This window comes from Flavobacterium sp. KACC 22763 (assembly GCF_028736155.1).
Classification (GTDB): Bacteria; Bacteroidota; Bacteroidia; order Flavobacteriales; family Flavobacteriaceae; genus Flavobacterium.
The window spans coordinates 3,753,836-3,776,497 of sequence record NZ_CP117879.1; the positions used below are offsets into that span (position 1 = coordinate 3,753,836).

At 33.2% G+C, this 22,662-nt stretch carries 18 protein-coding genes; 1 reads left to right on the top strand and 17 read right to left on the bottom strand.

Features of this window, described 5'->3' with window-relative positions; genetic code table 11:
- The first annotated feature begins 189 nt into the window (after nucleotides 1-189).
- Nucleotides 190-669: a hypothetical protein gene (locus PQ463_RS15665; RefSeq protein ID WP_274254472.1), complete on the top strand. Its 480-nt coding sequence runs from the start codon at nucleotides 190-192 to the stop codon at nucleotides 667-669.
- A 62-nt stretch (nucleotides 670-731) separates the two neighbouring features.
- Here the strand turns inward: PQ463_RS15665 and queA are convergent, their stop codons facing one another.
- From queA to PQ463_RS15750, 17 genes are all read right to left on the bottom strand, one after another.
- The gene (queA, locus tag PQ463_RS15670; protein WP_111376525.1) at nucleotides 732-1,781 is read right to left on the bottom strand and encodes a tRNA preQ1(34) S-adenosylmethionine ribosyltransferase-isomerase QueA; all 1,050 of its coding nucleotides are present in this window, start codon (nucleotides 1,779-1,781) and stop codon (nucleotides 732-734) included.
- Nucleotides 1,782-2,195: 414 nt separating this feature from the next.
- A complete protein-coding gene (locus PQ463_RS15675) occupies nucleotides 2,196-3,425 on the bottom strand; it encodes a 3-phosphoshikimate 1-carboxyvinyltransferase (protein WP_274254473.1) in 1,230 nt (409 codons plus the stop codon).
- A 134-nt stretch (nucleotides 3,426-3,559) separates the two neighbouring features.
- Nucleotides 3,560-3,886: a nucleotide pyrophosphohydrolase gene (locus PQ463_RS15680; RefSeq protein ID WP_012022600.1), complete on the bottom strand. Its 327-nt coding sequence runs from the start codon at nucleotides 3,884-3,886 to the stop codon at nucleotides 3,560-3,562.
- 3 nt (nucleotides 3,887-3,889) lie between these two features.
- The gene (locus PQ463_RS15685) at nucleotides 3,890-5,878 is read right to left on the bottom strand and encodes a DUF3858 domain-containing protein (RefSeq protein WP_274254474.1); all 1,989 of its coding nucleotides are present in this window, start codon (nucleotides 5,876-5,878) and stop codon (nucleotides 3,890-3,892) included.
- Between the two features lie 3 nt (nucleotides 5,879-5,881).
- Nucleotides 5,882-7,897: a DUF3858 domain-containing protein gene (locus PQ463_RS15690; RefSeq protein ID WP_274254475.1), complete on the bottom strand. Its 2,016-nt coding sequence runs from the start codon at nucleotides 7,895-7,897 to the stop codon at nucleotides 5,882-5,884.
- A gap of 33 nt (nucleotides 7,898-7,930) precedes the next feature.
- Nucleotides 7,931-9,838, bottom strand: a complete 1,908-nt coding sequence (locus PQ463_RS15695) for a DUF3858 domain-containing protein (protein ID WP_274254476.1) — start codon at nucleotides 9,836-9,838, stop codon at nucleotides 7,931-7,933.
- Nucleotides 9,839-9,902: 64 nt separating this feature from the next.
- A complete protein-coding gene (gene dtd / locus PQ463_RS15700) occupies nucleotides 9,903-10,355 on the bottom strand; it encodes a D-aminoacyl-tRNA deacylase (RefSeq protein ID WP_274254477.1) in 453 nt (150 codons plus the stop codon).
- A gap of 139 nt (nucleotides 10,356-10,494) precedes the next feature.
- Nucleotides 10,495-11,472 carry a ribosome small subunit-dependent GTPase A gene (gene rsgA / locus PQ463_RS15705; protein ID WP_274254478.1) on the bottom strand — a complete coding sequence of 326 codons (978 nt, stop codon included), beginning with the start codon at nucleotides 11,470-11,472 and terminating at the stop codon, nucleotides 10,495-10,497.
- A gap of 268 nt (nucleotides 11,473-11,740) precedes the next feature.
- Nucleotides 11,741-12,823, bottom strand: a complete 1,083-nt coding sequence (locus PQ463_RS15710; protein ID WP_026728420.1) for a bifunctional 3-deoxy-7-phosphoheptulonate synthase/chorismate mutase type II — start codon at nucleotides 12,821-12,823, stop codon at nucleotides 11,741-11,743.
- A gap of 12 nt (nucleotides 12,824-12,835) precedes the next feature.
- Nucleotides 12,836-13,693 carry a prephenate dehydrogenase gene (locus tag PQ463_RS15715; RefSeq protein WP_274254479.1) on the bottom strand — a complete coding sequence of 286 codons (858 nt, stop codon included), beginning with the start codon at nucleotides 13,691-13,693 and terminating at the stop codon, nucleotides 12,836-12,838.
- 115 nt (nucleotides 13,694-13,808) lie between these two features.
- Nucleotides 13,809-14,954, bottom strand: a complete 1,146-nt coding sequence (locus tag PQ463_RS15720) for a pyridoxal phosphate-dependent aminotransferase (protein WP_111376515.1) — start codon at nucleotides 14,952-14,954, stop codon at nucleotides 13,809-13,811.
- 137 nt (nucleotides 14,955-15,091) lie between these two features.
- Complete coding sequence (locus tag PQ463_RS15725; RefSeq protein WP_091135504.1) at nucleotides 15,092-15,919, bottom strand: prephenate dehydratase; 828 nt, start codon at nucleotides 15,917-15,919, stop codon at nucleotides 15,092-15,094.
- 548 nt (nucleotides 15,920-16,467) lie between these two features.
- A complete protein-coding gene (locus PQ463_RS15730; RefSeq protein WP_274254480.1) occupies nucleotides 16,468-17,634 on the bottom strand; it encodes a DUF1501 domain-containing protein in 1,167 nt (388 codons plus the stop codon).
- A 12-nt stretch (nucleotides 17,635-17,646) separates the two neighbouring features.
- Nucleotides 17,647-19,044: a DUF1800 domain-containing protein gene (locus PQ463_RS15735; protein ID WP_274254481.1), complete on the bottom strand. Its 1,398-nt coding sequence runs from the start codon at nucleotides 19,042-19,044 to the stop codon at nucleotides 17,647-17,649.
- 283 nt (nucleotides 19,045-19,327) lie between these two features.
- Nucleotides 19,328-19,582, bottom strand: coding sequence for a hypothetical protein (locus PQ463_RS15740; protein WP_274254482.1), 255 nt, complete (start codon nucleotides 19,580-19,582; stop codon nucleotides 19,328-19,330).
- Between the two features lie 7 nt (nucleotides 19,583-19,589).
- Nucleotides 19,590-19,964: a hypothetical protein gene (locus tag PQ463_RS15745; RefSeq protein WP_274254483.1), complete on the bottom strand. Its 375-nt coding sequence runs from the start codon at nucleotides 19,962-19,964 to the stop codon at nucleotides 19,590-19,592.
- A gap of 95 nt (nucleotides 19,965-20,059) precedes the next feature.
- Nucleotides 20,060-22,453: a ribonucleoside-diphosphate reductase subunit alpha gene (locus tag PQ463_RS15750; RefSeq protein ID WP_111376513.1), complete on the bottom strand. Its 2,394-nt coding sequence runs from the start codon at nucleotides 22,451-22,453 to the stop codon at nucleotides 20,060-20,062.
- Nucleotides 22,454-22,662: the final 209 nt, after the last annotated feature.

Genomic DNA, 22,662 nt, shown 5'->3' on the forward strand with positions numbered 1-22,662 from the left:
GTGTTTTTGTTTTGGATGCTAAAATAACAACTTTTAGAATATAGTACACACAATTAGCTAATTCATCCAAAAATCGACAATACTAAATCTAAATAATTAATTAAATTTTAACATTTTGTAGCCAAAAAACTACTAATTTTACAGTGTTTCAACTTTGAATATCTAAATTCAGATCTCAATTACAATAAAATGAAATTTTCAAAAAAAATCTTTATTACTTTTTTCTCATTAATAACATTAATAGCAAAAGCACAGACCAATAATTGGAAGATATTTAAAATAAATAATCAATATTACGATGTAACGATTGAATTTCCTAGTTACTTCAAAGAAGGAATTTTTACAAATTCTCAAATACAATATTATGACAGCTATCTTACTGATAATCCAAACAAAAACACAATTTTTTACATAGAAATGTATGGGAAAAGCACAAAAAAAGATCTAACAGACGAATACAAACAACGTATTAAGACTGAAACAGGTATTAAATATAATACTTTGAAGGATAATTTTTTTGTGATTAGTGAAAAGAATAATAATATTATAAACTATCAGAAAACCATTTTTAAAAAAGGACAAATTTATAGTTTACATATTATGTACGATACAAAATATAAAGAAATAATTGAAAGCATATTGCCACGAATTTCAAAATCTTTTAGATAACACCCAAAAATTAAAAAAACCCGTCAATGACGGGTTTTATTCTATCAAAATCTTTACAACGATTATAAGATTAACATTGCATCTCCGTAAGAATAGAATTTGTATCCTTCTTTGATCGCTTCTTCATATGCTTTTTTCATTAAATCGTGACCACAGAAAGCAGAAATCATCATTAATAATGTTGATTTTGGTGTGTGGAAGTTTGTAATCATACAGTTTGCAATACTGAAATCGTGAGGAGGGAAAATAAATTTATTTGTCCATCCTTCGTATGGATTCAAAGTATTTGCAGAAGAAACAGAACTTTCGATGGCACGCATAGAAGTTGTTCCTACAGCACAGATACGTTTTTTCTTTGCTTTTCCTTCGTTAACAATATCACAAGCTTCTTGAGTAATGATTAATTCCTCAGAATCCATTTTATGTTTAGATAAATCTTCAACCTCAACTGGGTTAAATGTTCCTAAACCTACGTGTAAAGTTACCTCAGCAAAGTTCACCCCTTTGATTTCTAATTTTTTCAAAAGGTGTTTTGAGAAGTGCAAACCAGCAGTTGGTGCCGCTACAGCTCCTTCTTCTTTTGCATAGATAGTTTGGTATCTTTCAGCATCTTCAGCAGTTACTTCTCTGTTGATGTATTTAGGAATTGGAGTTTCTCCAAGTTCAGTCAATTTGTTTCTGAATTCTTCATAAGAACCATCGTATAAGAAACGTAAAGTTCTACCACGAGAAGTTGTATTGTCAATTACCTCAGCAACTAACGAATCGTCATCACCAAAATAAAGTTTGTTACCAATACGGATTTTTCTAGCAGGATCTACTAAAACATCCCAAAGGCGTTGCTCTGAATTTAATTCTCTTAATAAGAAAACTTCAATTCTAGCTCCAGTTTTTTCTTTGTTTCCGTACAAACGAGCAGGGAAAACTTTTGTATTATTAAGAATTAAAACGTCTCCGTCATCAAAATAGTTGATCACGTCTTTAAACATTTTATGTTCGATTGTGTTTTTTTTACGGTCAATTACCATTAAACGAGATTCATCTCTGTTTTCTGCTGGAAATTCAGCCAAAAGTTCTTTCGGTAAATTGAAATTGAAGTGTGATAATTTCATATTTGAGTTGTTGATTTTAGAGTGTAGCTTTTAGATTTGTTTATCTAAAAATTTAAATCGGTTGCAAATATACGATTGTGAGATAGGCGTTGTCAAGTGTTTTGGCTTTTATTTTCAAAAGTCCTTGATTTAGTGAGGTTTCTAGAACCATTAAAAACGTTTTTTTTCTACAAAAAACATTTTCAGCATTTTATTGTCATTTCGACGAAGGAGAAATCTCCACAAGAAACTCGACAAAGATTAGATTTTGATTGCGGAGCTACTTGCGGAGATTTCTCCTTCGTCGAAATGACAAACTTTGCGTTTATATTCAAACTTAGACATAAAAAGACCTCTGGTTAAAACCAGAGGCTATGTTTTATTGCGCTTTAATTTAAATGAACTTACATTTTCTTATATGGTTCAAAAAAAAATTTACAATTCTGAGATTTGAAAGTTTAAAGCTTTTAAATCATTCCAGAAATCCGGATACGATTTAGAAACTACTTCAGCATCATCAATAATAATTGGCACTTTGATAGCTAATGGAGCAAATGCCATTGCCATACGGTGATCATTATAAGTTGCAATATGCACATCATGATTAATATCGCCAGAACGCAATAAAGTCAAGCTATCATTAGTAACTGAAATATTTGCTCCTAATTTTGTAAGCTCAATTCTTAAAGCTTCTAGTCGATCTGTTTCTTTAATTTTTAGAGTATGAAGTCCTGTTAGGTGACATCCAATTCCTAAACCTAAACAAGTTACTACAATTGTCTGAGCGATATCTGGTGTATTATTTAATTCAAAATTTACATCTTGATAATTGAATCCAGCTACTTTTTCCAAAGTCATTTTGTTGTTTTGAAAAGTCGTTTTCACGCCCATTTTTTCGTAAAGAGAAACTAATTCTGAATCTCCCTGAAGACTGTTTTCTTTGTAACTACTCAAAGTAATTTTTGCTGCATCGGCCAAAGCAACTAAGCTAAAGAAATATGAAGCAGAACTCCAGTCAGACTCAACAACCATTTCTTTAGTTTCAACTGATTCTTTAGGAAATACTTTGATTACATTTCCTTCAAAGCTTGTTTGAATATCTAAATCATTTAGCAGAGCCAAGGTCATTTTGATGTATGGAATTGAAGTAATTTCTCCTTCTAAAGTCAACTCTAAACCATTGTCTAATTTTGAAGCCACTAATAAAAGTGCCGAAATATATTGACTGCTCACATTTGCTGCCAAGTTTACTTTTGAAGCCGTAACTTTTTTTCCTTTAATTCGAATTGGCGGATATCCTTCTTCTTTTTCATAAGAGATTTCAACTCCCAATTGTCTTAAAGTATCAACCAAGATTTTGATTGGGCGTTCTTGCATTCTGCTTGAACCTGTCAGAACTACTTCCCTACCTTCATTAACAGAAAAATAAGCAGTTAAAAAACGCATTGCAGTTCCAGCGTGGTGAATGTCTACGATTTCGTCATTTCCAGCCAAAGCTTTCTGCATTACTTCGCTGTCGTCTGAGTTTGAAGTATTGGCTAAAGTGATGTTTGGAAATAATGCTTTTAGTAATAACAAACGGTTCGTTTCACTTTTAGAACCTGTAATATTTAGTTGCGAATCATCAATAGTGAATATTGAATTCGTGCTTAGTTTTAAATTCATTTTTTTAATTGTAAGTTGTGACTTATGAACTATGAATGATTAGAAACATAATTCAGCCCCGCAATTTACCACTCCCCATTCATAATTCAAAATTCAAAACCCATAATTCAAAACTTATAAGCGATATTTCACAATTATTTCAATTTATCGTTGTTTTTGTGACGATCTTTATCTCTAACCGATTTCAGATCCATTTTTTTGTCAAAAGCCGCTTGTAAATCGATTCCTGTTTGATTGGCCAAACACAGCACTACGAAAACAACATCTGCCAATTCTTCTCCTAAATCTTTGTTTTTGTCACTTTCTTTTTCAGATTGTTCTCCGTAACGACGTGCAATAATTCTGGCAACCTCGCCAACTTCTTCTGTAAGCTGCGCCATATTGGTCAATTCATTAAAGTAACGAACTCCATGTTCTTTTATCCAGGTATCAACATCTAACTGTGCATTTTTCAAATCCATCTTCTATATCTTTTTAAGAATTATTTTTTCATTTTGGCTTACGATCATCTTCTGAAAAAACTCTTTTATCATTCCGTAATCCTCCGCTGCAAAAATACTATTGTTGATTTCTTTTTGGCTTACAATTTGAATTTTGTTTTCTGTAACTGAAAAATTTAAGATAAAGGACATCTGTTTGTCCTCTGAAGTTATTTTTACCGGTTTTGGAATAGATTCTACAGCATATCCTTCTGGAATCTGAATACTAAAATTGTACTTTTCCATGTTTTTATATCCGAAATAAACTGGCATTTGTCTTTTTTCCTGATTGAAAGGATTTTTACTTCGCGTAAAAAACAATAGTGGATTGACAAAAATCTTACCCTGGATAATATCCGAACGACTGCCTGAAACAAAAGAAAAAGTTTCAATAACAGACTGATCTAAATTTGATTTCTGATTCTCTATTTTATAATTTGAAATACTCAAACCTCCTAAATTATTCTCAAATTTTTCAAGATAAGCGTCTTCCGTTTTAGCTTTGTTTTCTTCTCTAAAACTATAGGCATCATATTCTGTTCGCTGCACTCTACCCTGCCCGTTCATTTTTCCGTCAGGTTCAATTTTGACTACAAGGCTGTAAATCTCTTTCGACTGTATTGCCGGATCTAATTCAATTTCTTGCGAATTTCCATCTTTCGTAATTAACCTTCCTTTCCAATTTAGAACATTTAATGGCAAAATATTGGGAGCTGTAAGCTTACGAGTTGCATCCAAAAGAATTCTTTTACCATCAATTTCGGCTGCCGCTATAACGTAATTGAATCCTGTTCTTGTGGGATAAACCGGAAGTCCATTTTGAATTGTACTTACCAAAACAGGATTTGCTTCTATACCTGCTGCTCGAAGCATATTTATCAAAATAAAATTGATCTCTGCAACATTTCCAGTTTGTTCTTTATAAGCTTTTTCAACTCCTTTTTCTGTATAACAACTATTAATTTCGTTCCAATTCATTCGATTTTTGACATACGTAAAAATCAGATTCAATCTTTCTTTTTTATCGTCTACGTTAGTCAATAATGTATTCAGATCATCCGTAAATAAAGCCCCTTGATTAAGCTGTTTTCCAAAGCTTTCGTCTTTAAAAATAGTTTTGGCAACACCTTCCCAAGTTAAACTGTAGTCTTTTACAGGCTGATCAGGAAGACGAACCCTTTCAAGTTCTTGCTGAATGCTTCCACGATAATTTTCAAGATTATTAATATAAGGTTCTTCTTTTAATGCTGGAACGTCTTTTCCTGTATAAAAAGTTTCAATTTGTTTATAGCTAAATGAGCTTGTCTGACTGTAGAGGTTATCAAAGCTCTGACTACCATTTGTAAATTTAGATTCTGTTTCAAGCGGAATTCCTCCAATCAAAAGCGGTTTATAGATATAAAACTCTGGAATCTGTGTTTTATAATAAAAATAGTTAAGAGGAATATCAAACTGAATGTCGAAATCAGGGAATTTCACAAGATTTTCTGACCTCAAAACATATTTGTACTCAATAATAGCCCCCACTTTTACATTGGGTAAAGTAATAGTCTTTTCTTTCCAATACTTATTAATCTTGGTTTTAAATTCTCCCTGATTATTTAGTTTTGTTTTTACAATGTTTCCGTTCTCTAAATTGTAAGTCACCGCTTCTGAAAACTCTAAACGATCCTCATTTAAATTTTCATACCCGATATAATAACGCACTTTCTGGTCTGCCCAATTTAAACCTTCTTTCTTATAGATTTTGATTTTTACTTCACATACATGATTGGCATAAAATCCAACGTCTTTGTTATAACCAAAATAAGTTCTTCCCTTTTTAAACAAGATAGCAGCGGGTGCGCTGCTATCTTTAGGGTGAACTTTTTCATTTAATTCGGCAATTGTTACTTTTCCCAATTCATAATTTTGGGCTTGAATCGTCATTGCGCTCCAAAAAAAGGCAATATAAACTAGGGAAATTCTTAGCATAATTTAAATACGTTTTAAAACGATTTTTTCTGTTTGTTTGGCAATCATCGTCTTATAATATTCTTTTAGCATATCATACTTTTCGGTAGAAACAATCGCTTCATTTATCTGATGTAAAATAGACAATTGTAAAGTATCACCATTGGCTGCAATATTAAATTTAAAAGCACCCAGATTATCTTCCATTGTTAGTGCCGCCGGAGCTGGCAATGTTTCAACTGCAAAACCTTCTGGAATCTTAATTGTGATATTATACTTATCTGCAAAAGGATAACTAAAATCAACTGGATATTCTCGCACTTCTTGCTTAAAAGGGTTTTTATCGTTGGTAAAAAACAACATTGGACTTACGTATATTTTATCGCCAATTAGCTCGCATAGATTATTTCCTGTAAAAGAATACGTTTCTATAATAGGAAGAAGCATATCTTTTTCATTCGTTTTTGAGTACTCACTAATTTCTATTTTATTATTTTGGTTTTCTAGTTTTTCTAAATATTCTTCTTCTTTTAAGCTTTCAATATTACTTCGTGTAATCATTGCATTATAATCCATGCACTGTCTTCTTGTTTTACCTGTAACTTTCCCAGTATTATCAATACTATAATTCATAAAAACATTATCGGCCGAAGTTTTTTCTGGCATTAAATTAATCTCTTCCGACGACCCGTCTTTTCTGATCAATCTTCCTGACCAATTCAAAACTCTTAGCGGTAAAACATTCGGAATCGAAAATTTTTCTGAAGCATCTAGTAAAATATATCCGTTTGGAGTTTCGACAGCAGCAATTACATAATTGAATGCCGTTCTGTTTGGAAACAGGGCAATTCCGTTTGAGCGCGTACTAACTAAAACTGGATTTGCAGTTAAACCCGAATAACGCAACATTGCTGTAAGCATTAAATTTATATCGGCAATATTTCCTGTTTTTTCTTTGTAGGCTTTTTTTACCCCATTATCACAGCTATACCCTGTGTAATTGTTCCATTTTACGTTTGATTTTACATGATTAAAAATAACCCAAATCTTTTCTTCTGACGTTTTAGTATCTGCAAGCAGCTTTTTTAAATCCTCTTCAAAATATCCTGTTTTATTTAATTCAGGGCCAAAATCGTCATATTCATAAATTGTTTTTACAACAGAATTCCAATCTGAAGAATATTCTTTCATTGGAGAATTTGGAAACTTTGTCAATGATAACTCATGAGAAACCGCTGACATATAGTTTTCTATATTATTTACATAAGACTCATCTTTCATTGCCGGTAAATCTACAGCAATAAAAGTGCTCTGATTCTCTATATAATCAAGTTTCTCTGTTGAAAAAGAAGTAGTTTTAGAAGCATATCCACTATTTCTTTCTTTAATATTAAAAGTTATAGATTTTGGATTTTTTGTTGTAGTAACTTTCGGAAAAAGATATCCTTTTTGTCTTGAATTAAAAACATAATATTCAGGAATAAAAGTTGAGAACTCAGAATAATTAACAGGAATGCTGGATTGAAAAGCCCATTCTCTAATGATTCTATCACTCGGACATTTTATAGTGTATCGAAACTCTATTACAGAACCTTCTTTTACATTCGGCATTGTCATTTTCTTCTGACCTCTGTATTTATTCAAGACTTCATCAAAAACCCCATCGCTCTTTAGCTTTGTTTTCTCAATTTTACCATTCACTAAATTATAAGTAACAGCATCATCAAAAAAGACTTTTTCTTTTAAATTAGTAGTATTGTAATACCATACTTCCTGATTAGCCCAATCGTATCCTTCTTTTTTATAAATTTTAATTCTAGTTTCCACATCAGTTAATATGACAAAACCATCATTAGGATCATATTCAACTCTTGCTGTCCCTCTTTTATACAAAATCGCTGCTGCAGCTGTAGAGTCTTTCGGATGCACTTTTTGTTCTAATTCTGCAATGGATACTTTTCCTAATTTAAATTCCTGCGACATTGCTTTTGAAGCTATCAATAAAATCACAGTGAGACTAAATAATTTAATAATTTTCATTGGTAATTTTTGGTTTATTTTAGGTTATAATTGTTAACTTTTGGTCAATATTATCTTAGCATTATCGTTTCGAGAAACTTGTTCCATAAACAAACGATACTCATCATATTCTTTGTTTGTATAATTTCCTTTGTTCAAAAACATTGATCTTTTATAAGTCAATTTGTTATTGTCTTTTTTAATGATTTCTGTTTTGTACTCACCAAATTTTCCTTTTAGCTCATAATTTGAAGGCAGGAATTCTATCTGATAACCTTCGGGAAGATTTATCTCGATTTCATCTGTATCTAAATAGCCACGCTGAATTTGAAATGGATTTTTTCGGTTTCTAATTCGTTTTACATTTCCTGTATACTGATTAAAAGCGTCAACTACAAAAATCATTTTATTCCCAGTCAACGTTCCATAATTTGCAGCACTTAACTGAACATCTTCAGTAAAACGAATGTTCTCTTTATCGTTGGTAAAAGTTATTTTACCCAATTTCAAATTGCTGATATTATCCCAATAATCTTTGTAATGATCTTCTTTTTCGTTTGGTTGCATGGTCTCAACGCGCAATTTAGTAGCATACTGGCTTCCCTCTGATGCTATTTTTAATGTTCCTGAAAAATTTCCAGCTCCATCAATTGTGTAGACTCCTTTGCCAGCTTGAGTATTTCCTTTATCATCGTAGATTTTAGTACGAACAATTTCTCCTCCTTCTGGCTTTACAACCAAAACATCACGATCATCAGTAAAAGTTCCCTGATAACCAAACGGATCTTCCTGACTTGTGCACTCTAGCCAGATGTATTTATCTTTATTTGGAATTGCGAGAATCATATGGTTTCCTTGCATCGATACAAAATCGGACTGAATATCTGCTTTGTAGCGATCACCATATAAAATCGTATTATATGACGGAACATCTACAACTTGCAAAAGTGCTTTTGTATAATTTGACAATGCTTTACAATCGCCATATCCTAAACGATCAACATCATTTGCCAACATAGGTTTCCAGCCACCAATGCCAACTGCGATGTTTACATATCGGGATTTTTTTTGCACATAATCGTAAATGATTTTGGCTTTCTTGACAGGATCTTTCTCATCTCCAACAAGAGCTTTGATTTTTGTTTTGGTTTCTTCGGGTAAAATAGTTGTTCCTGTTAAGATTTTATCACCATACCACTTACCAAATGCTTCCCATGTGGTTGCATTTCCGTCAACTCCTTCTAAGTGGAAGTTTTCTAATCCCATCATAACTTTAGGAAAAAGATCTGAAGGAGAAGGACTAAGGTCTTCTTGTTTTTGAGCAACTATATTCGTTGCTATATAACTTAAATTGGTATCAGTATCGGCTGTTTTTTGTATATTAAAATTATCAAATCGAAACTCTTTTTTCTTAAATCCCAATCCTTTCGGAAAAGTAATATTCAAAATACATTTTTCTACGCTCAAGTTGTAGCTATCAATAAAATACCATTGCGGTATAAAGGCTGTATTTGAAGTTTCAGTCTCGCACGAAAAAGCAATTGTAAATGGATACGAAATTGGGGTATAATCTAAATAAAGCACGCGGTTATCTGAAAAAAGTGTACTTCCGCTTACAGCGCTCTGATCCCTAAAGTCTTTTCTTTTGATTTTCTTTATCTCATTTCCTAAAGCATCATAAACTATAGCTTCAATATTATTTATCGAAGTTGTTTTATCATAGTGACTAAAGGCATCAATATCTTTTAAACCTTTTTCATTTAAAACCGAAACGACTCTTTGAGTTTTGATACTCATACTTCTTTGCGAAGCAATGACGATATCCATTTGGTTTAAACGAAGAACAGCATTCGCATTTTGTTTTAAACTATCAGCAACGGCAGCTATAGGATATATGTTCTTTTGAGCAGAAATATTGGCGGTAAATAATATAAAAAATAACGCGCAAAACAGGTTTTTCATTAGTAGGTATTTTCGTCAAATATATATTATTTTCAGAAATCCTTAACAAATGTTTAATAATATTTTACTCCCTGTTTTTGCTATCCATTACGATTGTAACTGGGCCATCATTTAAAAGGCTGACTTTCATATCCGCACCAAAAATTCCAGTTTGAACCTTCTTCTCCAACTCTTTTTCTAATGCCTGAACAAAGTTTTCATACATTGGAATTGCAAAATCTGGTTTGGCGGCTTTTATATAAGAAGGGCGATTTCCTTTTTTGGTTGATGCGTGAAGCGTAAACTGACTTACAACAATAATATCGCCGTCGATATCCTGAACCGAACAGTTCATGACATCATTTTCGTCACCAAAGATTCTCATTTTTATGATTTTTCCAGCAAGCCAATCAATATCTTCCTGAGTATCGACTTCTTCAATTCCAACTAATACTAATAATCCTTTTTTAATATCGGCTGTTCTTTTATTATCAACGGTCACTGATACTTCTGAAACTCTTTGGATTACAACTTTCATTTATTTTATTTTTAGCCACAGATTAAAAGGATTAAAGAGATTTTAAATTCTAATGTTAGATGCACTGCAGCGCATCTAACTACAATAAATCATTTTCGTATTCTGTTTTGGAATTTGGAATTTAAAAATTGGATTTTATTTACTTACGTGTTTCATCACTCGCTGCGCGATCTTCACCGTAAGTATCGGTACGATAATGCTCATCGTCGCCTTCAAGGATTTTAAGATAACTGTTGTAGCGCGACCAAGCAATTTCATCTTTTTCTAAAGCAGCTTTTATGGCGCAATGCGGTTCTTCTTTGTGTAAACAGTTGTTAAACTTACATTGATCTTTCAATCTGAAAAACTCTGGAAAATAATCGGTGATTTCTGTTGGTTCCATATCAACGATTCCGAAACCTTTAATTCCTGGAGTATCAATAATTCGGGCATCAAAAGACAAATCGTACATTTCTGCAAAAGTTGTAGTATGTTGTCCTTGTTTACTTTGTTCTGAAATTACTGTTGTTTTTAAATGAAGACTAGGTTCCATTGCATTGACCAAAGTTGATTTTCCAACTCCCGAATGTCCAGAAAACATACTTACTTTACCAATCATCATTTCCTTTAATTTGTCAACACCTTTATTTTCTGTTGAAGAAATTCTCAAACACTTATATCCAATTTCTTGATAAATATGTTGCAAATAAAGCTGATCATCTAAAGTCTGATCATTTAAAGTATCGATTTTATTAAAAATCAAAATAGCTTCAATTCCGTAAGCTTCGGCAGTAACCAAAAAACGGTCAATAAAACTTGTAGTTGTTGGCGGATTATCAATTGTAACCAATAAAAAAACCTGATCGATATTGGAAGCAATAATATGAATCTGTTTTGACAAGTTAACCGATTTACGAACGATATAGTTTTTTCTTTCGTGAATATTATGAATCATTCCGGTAACGGCATCTGACGTTTCCTCCAATTCATAATCAACAATATCGCCTACAGCAATTGGGTTGGTACTTTTGATACCTTTTATTCTAAATTTCCCTTTCATACGGCATTCTATAAAATCTCCTTTTTCAGATTTTACGGTGTACCAGCTTCCTGTAGATTTGTATACGGTTCCTGTCATTCTTTAATTTTAAATTGCTGATTTTAGATTTTTAAATTCTAAACCTAAATCTTTGCAAAGATAAATGAATAATTTAAACCATATAAGTTATATAAGTGAATATAAATAGCCACTTCTTAAAACAAAAAAAATCCCCATCACTTTTTTCAAAGCAACAGGGATTTTTAAAAAACAATCTAATTTTAAATGCGTGATATAATTAAACTCAACAACAAAGCTTTTAAAAAACTTAAATCATCTTATATCACTTATATGGTTTAAAACAAAATTATGCGTTGAAAATTTTCTCTTGGTGACCAATACTTTCTTGGTGAATTGCTTTGAACATTCTCAAAACAAACTCTTCAGTAAGACCTTTTTTCTCACCTTCCAAAATCATTTTCCCTAAGATTTCGTTCCAACGGTTGTTTTGAAGAATCGCAACGTTAGCGTCTTTTTTCACTTGACCAATTTCATCAGCCACTTTCATACGTTTTCCTAACAATTCTAATAAGTTAGCATCCAAAACGTCGATGTTAGCTCTTAGTTTTTTCATTTTTTGGCTGTACTCATCTGTAGTATCATCCGTTTTTCTGATAGTCAAATCTTTAATGATTTGTTTCAAAGCATCTGGAGTTACTTGCTGAGCCGCATCAGACCAAGCGTTGTCTGGATCGATGTGCGTTTCGATAATCATACCATCGTAGTTCAAGTCTAAAGCCTCTTGAGTTACTTCGAAAATCATTTTACGATCTCCTGTAATGTGAGATGGATCGATGATTAATGGTAAATCAGGGAATTTGTTTTGCAATTCGATAGCAATCTGCCACTCTGGAATGTTTCTGTATTTTGTTTTTTCGTAAGTAGAGAAACCTCTGTGAATAACACCTAATTTCTCGATTCCAGCCATGTGTAAACGCTCAACACCACCTAACCATAAAGCTAAATCTGGGTTTACAGGGTTTTTCACCAAAACAATTTTATCAGTTCCTTTTAATGTATCAGCAATTTCTTGAACTGCGAAAGGGTTTGCAGTTGTACGTGCACCAACCCATAATACGTCGATATCGTGTTCTAAAGCTAGTTTACAGTGCGCTGCAGTTGCAACTTCAGTTCCCATTAATAAACCAGTTTCAGCTTTAGCTTTCTGTAACCATTTCAATCCAATTTCACCAACACCCTCAAATCCTCCTGGACGAGTTCTTGGTTTCCAGATTCCAGCTCTGAAAACGCTTACTTTTGAATCTTTCAATTCGTGAGCAATTTTCAATACTTGATCTTCAGTTTCTGCACTACAAGGTCCAGCTATCACAAGTGGGTGATTTAAATTGAAATCCTCTAACCACTTTCTCATTTCTTTTTTATTTTCCATCGTTTTTATAGTTTACTTTTTTATAGTTATTCCGTTTAATATTTCTCTAATTTTATTTACACTTTCCATTTCTTCAAAAATGGCGTTGTAATTGTCCTCTGCCAGCAAATCTCTAAACTGAGTTAAATTTGCAATATAACCTTCTAAGGTTTCCAGAACGTATTCTTTGTTTTGTTTAAAAATGGGTGTCCACATTGCTGGTGAACTTTTTGCTAGACGAACGGTACTTTCAAATCCACTTCCCGCCATATCAAAAATATCTTGTTCGTCTTTTTCTTTTACCATTACTGTTTTTCCGAGCATAAACGAACTGATATGCGATAAATGCGAAACATAAGCAATGTGTTTATCGTGCGAAACGGGATCCATATATCGAATTCTCATTCCAATTGAAGTAAAAAGATTTAATGCTTTTTCTTGTAATTTAAAAGCAGTCTTTTCAACTTCACAGATAATGTTTGTTTTTCCTTGAAACAAACCTCTTATTGCTGCTGATGGACCCGAAAATTCGGTTCCTGCAATTGGGTGCGTGGCAATAAAATTTCTCCTTTTAGGATGATTGGCCACCACATCACAAATTGGCTTTTTGGTCGATCCTACTTCAAAAACAATTGTCTTGTCTCCAACTGCATCCAGAACTTTAGGCAAAACTGTCAGCGCTACATCTACTGGAACCGAAACGATTACAAAATCTGCTTTTTGTAAATCTTCGAAGCTTCCTGCTTCATCAATAACTCCAAGGTCAATTGCTTCCTGCAAATGTTTTTCGTTATTGTCGATTCCTAAGATAGTCGCATCAGGATAACGCCCTTTGATGTCTAACACCATTGAACCACCTATTAACCCTATTCCTATTACGTATACTTTCATAATTTTTAAAAATTCCAAGTCTTAAAATTCCAAATTCCAATTAAATGGCTTCGACTTCGCTCAGCCTGACAATCTGGATAAAAGTCTTGATTCTTGCTTCTAAAATCTCAATACTCTAAAATCGATCAATAGCTTCCTGTACTTTTTCTTCTTTTACACACAATGAGAATCTAATATAGCCTTCGCCGTTACTTCCAAAAATGGTTCCCGGTGTAATGAAAATATGTTTCTCATATAATATTTCGTCAATGAACTTCTCTGCTGATTCGATTCCTTCTGGCAATTTTGCCCAAACAAAAAGTCCAACTCCTTCTTTATATACTTTACAGTTTAGCTTTTCAGCTAATTTCTCTGTTAATTCTCTACGGCGTCTGTAAATTTTGTTTTGATCTTCGAACCAAGATTTATCACATTTTAACGCTGCGATTGCACCTTTTTGAATTCCGTAATACATACCACTGTCCATATTGCTTTTTACTTTTAGAACTGCGTCGATAATTTCAGGATTTCCTAAAACCATTCCGACTCTCCAGCCTGCCATGTTGAATGTTTTACTCAATGAATTCAATTCTAAAGCCACATCTTTAGCGCCTTCAACCTGTAATAAACTCATCGGATTATCATTCAAAACAAAACTATACGGATTGTCGTTGATCAATAATATATTGTGTTTTTTAGCAAAAGCAACCAATTTTTCAAATAACGCTAAACTTCCTCTTGCTCCTGTAGGCATGTGTGGATATCCCAACCACATAATTTTTACTTTCGAAAGATCCAGTTTTTCAAGAGCTTCAAAATCTGGTTCCCATCCGTTTTCTTCTTTCAAATCATAATAAACCGGAACTGCTTGAACCAAATTGGTTACCGAAGTATAAGTTGGATAACCTGGATTCGGAATCAAAACATGATCGCCTTCATTTAAAAATGCCAACGAAATATGCATAATTCCTTCTTTCGAACCCATAAGAGGTAAAATCTCATTATTCGGATTCACTTCAACACCAAACTGATCACGATAAAAATCTGCCATCGCCTGCCTCATTTCTGGTAATCCCTGATAGCTTTGATAACCATGCCCGTTTTCATCTTGAATTGCTGCAGCGACTGCCTCAATTACTGCTTTTGACGGACTCAAATCAGGGCTTCCAATTCCCATGTTGATGATCGATTTTCCTTCAGACATCAACTGACGAACTTCTCTTAGTTTTGATGAGAAGTAGTATTCTTCAACTGTGTCTAATCGTTTTGCTGTTGTAATCATTTTTTTATTGCTTTAGGCCGTAAGCTTTAGGCTTTAGGCTCTTTTTTAACTTTCTAACTTTGTAGGCTTCGACTTCGCTCAGCCTGACAATTCATTATTTTTAACCTTTGGAATTTCAAAATTGGAATTTCCTTTTTTTAAGGTCTTGTATTCTTATATTCTCCTAACACTTTGAAATATTCTGCCATGATGTTTAATAATGTTTTAGCTTTTGCAAAATCTTCGTATTTCTCGAATGTTACATCTACGAAGAATGAATATTTCCAAGGTGTTTCAATTTTTGGAAGCGACTGGATTTTTGTCAAATTCAGTTTACAGTCACTCATTACATTCAAAACTGCTGCTAAGCTTCCTCTTTTATGATCTAATTCAAATTTTACAGAAGCTCTATTAATTTCGCTTTCTGGCAAAAATGAATTTTGCTTTTTAATGATTACGAAACGTGTCATATTGTTTTTAATCGTTTGAATCGATGATGCAATAATATCCAGATCGTACATTTCAGAAGCAGTTACGCTTGCAATTGCTGCAATTCCAGTCAACTGTTTTTCTTGAATTCTTCTAGCTGTTTCAGCTGTATCTTTATCCTCAACCAATTTGATATTTGGATATTGTTTCAAGAAATCCATACATTGCAAAAGTGCCATTGGGTGTGAATGAACTTCTCTTATGTCTTCAATTTTCTGACCTTTTAAAGCCATTAAATTCTGCTGAATGTTTAAATAATGCTCTCCAATTATGTGCAAATTATTCTTGTCAATCAATGCATAATTTGGAATAATTGGCCCTGCAATTGAATTTTCGATTGCCATAACAGCCTGATCCGATTTTCCGGCAATAAGGCTGTCGATCAATTCTTCAAAAGACAAGCATTCATCAATATCCACATTTTCAGAGAAATACTCTTTCACAACCTGATGATGAAATGATCCTTTTATACCTTGTATTGCAATTTTCGTTGTCATATAGTCAAAAAAAAATCCTGATTTGCATCAGGATTGTATATTAGTTTTATTTGTCTTAAAATTTTTCTCAAATAACCATAGCACAATCCTGACTTCTACTAAAGAAGAAATAAAAATTGTTGCTAAAATAAAAACGGTTACTTGCCATTTTGTTTGTGTTATTTTGTAAATTCTCTGCGAATGTATAAATTATTTTTAGTGCACCAAAAAAAAGATTGCATTTTATGAAACAAAAAGGGATTTCTTAACAAATTTAGCAGGTTTTGTATGATAATATAAAAAAATCGGCTTAAAATGAGATATATACAATGGCTTTTTTTAAGATGCTAAGATACTAAGCTCCTAAGATTCTAAGTTTTTTTGCCACGAATTCACGAATTAGGGCAAATCTTTGTAGTTAATTCATTCAAATTACACAGATTACTCTCGGTGTTTTTGTCATTTCGAGGAACAAGAAATCTCCACAGGAAGCTCGACAAAGATTGGCGATTTTGATTATGGAGTTACTTGCGAAGATTTCTCGTTCCTCGAAATGACAAGATTGCTATTTATGTAAACAATCCCGAAATCGGCTTATTCGAAATCCCTATTTTAGCATAATCGAAGTTCATTTTTTCTTTTAATAAAGAAGCATAGACACTTCTGAAATCAATTTCGTATTTTAAATCGCCATTATCCAAGTCTGCTAGATTTGGATTTTTCCCTAAAATAGTTCCTTTATTATTTCCTCCAATGATAAACATTGGCGCCGCAGTTCCGTGATCTGTTCCGTTGCCGTTGTCTTTTACTCGTCGCCCGAATTCTGAGAAAACTACAATTGTGACATTCTGCACTAATTGTGACTGCTTTAAATCAGAATAAAAACTATATAAGGCATCATTTAAATCAGTTAGTTTTCTTTCGTGAATAGAAAGCTGGTTATCGTGTGTATCAAATCCGTTGAGCGATGTGTAGTATATTTTTGAATTTAGATTTCCTTTTATCAATCTCGCAATCCATTCTAAGTTTTTAGATAATTCTGTTTTTGGATAACTGATTTCGGTTTTAGACTTTGCCAAAGCTTTCTGAATTTCATCTGAACCTTCAGTTACCGAATTGGCTATTTTTCGAACAAAATCCAAATGCGGATTCTGAGACAAAGTCACATTTTCTTCTTTTGATTTGACTTTAAATCGGTTTGGATCTTTTACCGTTATAAAATTCGGCTCCACTCCTTTTAAAGCCAAATTATCAATCGAATCTAAATTTATTCCAGCTGTTGCCTGATGTCCGTTGCATTGCAAATCCAGAAATCTTCCGAGCCAGCCTTCATTTATGTATTTATTAGAATCCGTTGCAGTCTGCCAAATTTCTTGACTCCTAAAGTGCGAACGAATTGGCTCAGGATAACCCACATTCTGAATTACCGTTAAATCACCATTTTGCTGCATTTGGGCAAAATCTTTTAACGAAGGATGAAATGCCATTCCTTTATTTTTCCCAACAACAATATCTTTATTTAAAGCAATCTTCGTTCGTAAATCATAATACAAAGGATCATCATACGGAATGAAAGTATTTAAACCGTCATTTCCTCCATTCAGCTGTACAAAAACAACACATTGTTCTCCCACAACCAAATTGTTCTGAGAACCAAAAGCGTGTAAAAAATCAGGAAGCACTAGCAATCCGCCTGTAAAAGTTCCCGTCAATGTTAGAAAATTTCTTCTGTTCATGATTACTGCTTTTTAGATTAATTGATATTCGGGAAGTTTTGTGATGTAGTTGAAAAGTCGGACAACAGCAAAATCAGCGTGCGGATCTTTGGGGTCAAAATCGTATTTCAGAAGATTCTCCATATCTTTTTGCATCGATTCGTTTACATCAAATAAAAGTCTGTTAGATAATTCAGTAATAATGGTTTTATTGTTTCCGCTGGAATCAAAATCAATCTTCACATCGATTTTTTCAAATTCTGCTTTTGGCGACTGAATTTGCCCATCCATTGTGTTTAATATTTTTCTCGAAATTGTCCTTCCATTACAAAGTAAATCTGAAGTATTGTTTCGCTGCAAATACACCTGAGAAGTCAACCATGAATTTCCGCCATCCCAACCTTTTACATTCACCTGATTGTACAAATCCATTCCTTGTTGTCTCAAGAAAAGTGCAATCATGGCATTGTCAAAATCTTTAATTTCCAATTCATCAATAAGCTGTATAATATAAACCAATGGATCTTTGATTTTGTTTCCCGCATTGTCTTTGGCATATTCTTCTGTGAAAATTTTGGTCAGCAAAGGTTCAATTTCGAAGTTTTTCTTTCGAAAGTAATCGCCATAATGAACCACCAAATCTTCTGGCGGATTGTCATAAACAAACCATTTAAGAATTTTTCGCGTGATTAAATACGGAATGTTTTTCTGTTCAAAAATAATATCGACTAAGTCATCTGCCTTCCAGTTTCCGGTTTTCCCGAAATAGATTTTATCGCTGTTATCTTCTATATTTTTTCTATAAACTGCGCCATCATCACCATAATTTAACCCAGCCAATGCCCGCGCGCCGTTCTTAATATCGCTTTCAGAATAATTCCCAATTCCGATTGTGAATAATTCCAATAATTCCCGACTTAGATTTTCGTTGAATTTCCCTTTTTTATTATCGACATTATCCAGATATTTAATCATGGCATTCGATTTTAGAATCTGCTTGGTTAATTCCTTAAAATTCCCAAAAGCATTTTCGCGCAAAATCATGTTATGCTGATAAATCCAGTAATTGACTTTTACTTTTTGGGTCGTCGACACGAAGTGATTGTGCCAGAAACAAACCATGTTTTCGCGAAGGGGAAATTCATCCGTCCGCATTTTATCAATCCACCACTTTCTGAATTCTATAGCCGAATAAATTTCTCTTTTCAGAACTTTCTTCTTAGCTTCTGAATCAGCATCTTTAATGGATTGTTTTAATTCCTTTAGTTGAAGAAGTGTTTTAGGATCGTCTTCTAAAAAAGCGGGGAGTTGTTTATCAGCTTTTGAAGCATAAGACTTTTTCAGAAATTTTTCAATTCCTAATTTCTCGATTTCATCGGCTTCTTTTCCTGAGAAGCCTAATCGTAAGGACCAAAGACTGCTTTTTTTCATCGTTCAGAAATTATTACAATAAGACTTTCCTTTCTCTTAAAGGTTTAATTTTAAAAGATGCTATCCCAATAGCTATCGGGACTAAGATTCTGAGGTGCTAAGTTTTAAAAGTCTTTGGTAATAATTAGAACGGGGAATTTTTGGTGATATTGTTTACGCAACATTTGATAATCATAATCAAACATAGCCCGTGGTTTCAACCACGGGAAACGGATTGGGGAAATGCATTGTGCTCCCGTGGTTGAAACCACGGGCTATGTTTTACAAAAAAACGTTAACCTTTTTAATATAAAAATTCGTCTATGAATTCTTTATTTTCATTTAGATATAGAAAATAATTCGCCGTCTTTTTTTGATTTTCGAAAAGATCTAGTTTGATTTCAATGCATGGAGTAGGAATAAAATCATGATCTACTAAAATTGAGATTGATTTTGAAATGATTTCGTTAATATTAAAGTCAAGAATATCCATTTTTTTTAAATATTCTTGAGCTAACTCATAATATTCATTTTTACACTGAATAACTTTTAAATCCATTCGAACATTAATATTTTACTTTTTTCCAGCAATAATCAGCTCTTTCAACATCATCAATTAAAAAAGCTATTTTTTTATTATTCACTTTGATAAACTTCATTTGCTGCCTATTATCATAAAGCAATAAGGTATCTCCAGACATTTTCCATTTACCATATTCATCAACCGAACTCCTTAAAACATTTTTTCTAGCCATTTTTCTGGCATTATACTTTTGATCTGAAAGTCTATAACTATGATCATCTCGCAAATACAAAACACTTATTCCATAAAAATATCCACCTGCAGTATAAGAATCATATGAGATTCTATAAATAACATCTCTTTTCTGAGAAAATGCAGAATTCATTAAAAAGAAAACTAAGATCAAAGTTTTATTCATATTAATACTCAATACGTTTAACAACAAATAAACGAAAAAAGCAGTTATCATGACGATAACTGCTTTTCATATATCAATTTAAAAATCTAAAATCATTAAGATCCACACATTTCACAATCTTCAGGATCTGCAGCTTGTGCTTTAAGCAACATCGCTTTGTAATCCTCAACGCTGATTGCTTCAGTTTCTGCAACTAATGATGGAGCTGTTTCTTCTTTTTTATCGTTGTTTAATGTGAATTTAATCGCATCTACAGCCGCTTTTGTTCTTAAGTAATACATACCTGTTTTTAAACCTGACTGCCAAGCGTAGAAGTGCATTGACGTAAGTTTAGAATAGTTTGCATCTTGCATGAACAAGTTTAGCGATTGAGACTGGTCAATGAAATATCCTCTTTGACGAGACATATCGATAATATCTTTCATCGACATTTCCCAAACTGTTTTGTAAAGATCTTTCAAGTCTTGCGGAATCTTATCAATATTCTGAACAGATCCATTATGACGCATAATTTCTTGTTTCAAATCTTCGTTCCATAAACCTAGTTTTACTAAGTCTTCTAGTAAATGTTTGTTTACTACGATGAATTCTCCAGACAATACACGACGTGTGTAAATGTTTGATGTATATGGTTCAAAAGCTTCGTTGTTTCCTAAGATTTGAGAAGTAGAAGCAGTTGGCATTGGCGCAACTAATAAAGAGTTACGAACTCCATGCTCTACAACTTCTTTTCTTAATGAAGCCCAGTCCCAACGACCAGATAATTCTTCATCTTTCATTCCCCACATATTGTGTTGGAATTCTCCTTGAGACATTGGCGAACCTTCGAAAGTAGAATATGGTCCTTCTTCTTTTGCCATTTCCATAGAAGCAGTTACAGCAGCGAAGTATAATGTTTCGAAAATCTCTTGGTTTAATTTTTTAGCTTCATCACTTGTAAACGGCATACGCAACATAATGAAAGCATCTGCTAAACCTTGTACACCTAAACCAACCGGACGGTGACGCATATTAGAATTTTCAGCTTCTTTTACTGGATAGTAATTTCTGTCGATTACTTTGTTCAAGTTACGAGTTACACGTTTTGTAACATTGTAAAGCGCTTGGTGATCAAATTGTCCGTTGTCAATAAACATTGGTAAAGAGATTGAAGCCAAGTTACAAACTGCGATTTCATCTTTAGAAGTAAACTCCATAATCTCTGTACACAAGTTAGAAGAACGGATAGTTCCTAAATTCTTGTGGTTCGATTTACGGTTTGCCGCATCTTTGTACAACATATATGGCGTTCCAGTCTCGATTTGAGATTCTAGGATTTTCTCCCATAATTCACGAGCACGGATTGTTTTTCTTCCTTTTCCTTGAAATTCGTAATCAGTATATAAAGCTTCAAATTCTTCTCCATAAACGTCATATAATCCTGGACATTCGTTTGGACACATTAAAGTCCATGTTGAATCTTCCTGAACACGTTTCATGAATAAATCTGATGTCCACATCGCGAAGAATAAATCTCTTGCACGCATTTCTTCTTTTCCTGTATTTTTCTTTAAATCCAAGAAATCAAAGATATCAGCATGCCAAGTTTCGATGTAAATCGCAAAACTTCCTTTACGTTTTCCACCACCTTGATCTACATAACGAGCAGTATCGTTGAAAACTCTCAACATCGGAACAATTCCGTTTGAAGTTCCATTTGTACCGCGAATGTAAGATCCAGTTGCACGAACGTTATGAATAGACAAGCCAATTCCTCCCGCAGATTGCGAAATTTTTGCCGTTTGTTTTAATGTATCATAAATACCGTCAATACTATCATCTTGCATTGCCAAAAGGAAGCAAGAAGACATTTGAGGTTTTGGAGTTCCTGCATTAAACAACGTTGGCGTTGCGTGCGTGAAGAACTTTTTAGACATTAAATCGTAAGTTTCAATAACCGATTTTAAATCGTCTAAGTGAATACCAACAGATACACGCATTAACATGTGCTGCGGACGCTCAACAATTTTTCCGTTTATTTTAAGAAGGTAAGAACGCTCTAAGGTTTTAAAACCAAAGTAATCGTAATTAAAATCTCTTGTATAAATGATATGAGAATCTAAAAAAGCAGCATTTTCCTGAATCACTTTGTAAACATCATCAGCAATTAATGGCGCATCTTGACCATTTCTTGGGTTTACATAGTGATACATATCTTTCATCGTTTCTGAGAAAGATTTTTTTGTATTTGAATGCAGGTTAGAAATTGCTACACGAGCTGCCAATTGAGCATAATCAGGATGCGCAATTGTCATAGAAGCCGCCGTTTCTGCTGCAAGATTATCCAATTCAGAAGTCGAAACCCCATCATACAATCCTTCGATAACTCTCATAGCTACCTTAACTGGATCTACGAGCTCATTCAAGCCGTAACACAATTTTTTGATTCTTTCTGTAATCTTATCAAACATTACGGGCTCTCTGTGGCCATCTCTTTTTACTACATACATAAGCTTACCATTTATAGTTATTGAAAAAATGAAAGTAACTAGAGAACGGACTCCAGCACTTAAACATTGCGTGTTTTTAAATTATTTTTTGAGAATTACCAAATTCTCAATAGTTACTCGTTTCAAATTCGAAAACCGAACTTAAATACGTCAAAAATTGTTATTGAATCTACGATTTGGGGAAAGAGATTCAACCTAAAAATATTCTG

Coding starts and splice junctions, on each gene's coding strand:
- PQ463_RS15665 (WP_274254472.1), top strand. CDS start 190: ATGAAATTTTCAAAAAAAATCTTTATTACTTTTTTCTCATTAATAACA.
- queA (WP_111376525.1), bottom strand. CDS start 1,781: ATGAAATTATCACACTTCAATTTCAATTTACCGAAAGAACTTTTGGCT.
- PQ463_RS15675 (WP_274254473.1), bottom strand. CDS start 3,425: ATGAATTTAAAACTAAGCACGAATTCAATATTCACTATTGATGATTCG.
- PQ463_RS15680 (WP_012022600.1), bottom strand. CDS start 3,886: ATGGATTTGAAAAATGCACAGTTAGATGTTGATACCTGGATAAAAGAA.
- PQ463_RS15685 (WP_274254474.1), bottom strand. CDS start 5,878: ATGCTAAGAATTTCCCTAGTTTATATTGCCTTTTTTTGGAGCGCAATG.
- PQ463_RS15690 (WP_274254475.1), bottom strand. CDS start 7,897: ATGAAAATTATTAAATTATTTAGTCTCACTGTGATTTTATTGATAGCT.
- PQ463_RS15695 (WP_274254476.1), bottom strand. CDS start 9,838: ATGAAAAACCTGTTTTGCGCGTTATTTTTTATATTATTTACCGCCAAT.
- dtd (WP_274254477.1), bottom strand. CDS start 10,355: ATGAAAGTTGTAATCCAAAGAGTTTCAGAAGTATCAGTGACCGTTGAT.
- rsgA (WP_274254478.1), bottom strand. CDS start 11,472: ATGACAGGAACCGTATACAAATCTACAGGAAGCTGGTACACCGTAAAA.
- PQ463_RS15710 (WP_026728420.1), bottom strand. CDS start 12,823: ATGGAAAATAAAAAAGAAATGAGAAAGTGGTTAGAGGATTTCAATTTA.
- PQ463_RS15715 (WP_274254479.1), bottom strand. CDS start 13,693: ATGAAAGTATACGTAATAGGAATAGGGTTAATAGGTGGTTCAATGGTG.
- PQ463_RS15720 (WP_111376515.1), bottom strand. CDS start 14,954: ATGATTACAACAGCAAAACGATTAGACACAGTTGAAGAATACTACTTC.
- PQ463_RS15725 (WP_091135504.1), bottom strand. CDS start 15,919: ATGACAACGAAAATTGCAATACAAGGTATAAAAGGATCATTTCATCAT.
- PQ463_RS15730 (WP_274254480.1), bottom strand. CDS start 17,634: ATGAACAGAAGAAATTTTCTAACATTGACGGGAACTTTTACAGGCGGA.
- PQ463_RS15735 (WP_274254481.1), bottom strand. CDS start 19,044: ATGAAAAAAAGCAGTCTTTGGTCCTTACGATTAGGCTTCTCAGGAAAA.
- PQ463_RS15740 (WP_274254482.1), bottom strand. CDS start 19,582: ATGGATTTAAAAGTTATTCAGTGTAAAAATGAATATTATGAGTTAGCT.
- PQ463_RS15745 (WP_274254483.1), bottom strand. CDS start 19,964: ATGAATAAAACTTTGATCTTAGTTTTCTTTTTAATGAATTCTGCATTT.
- PQ463_RS15750 (WP_111376513.1), bottom strand. CDS start 22,453: ATGTATGTAGTAAAAAGAGATGGCCACAGAGAGCCCGTAATGTTTGAT.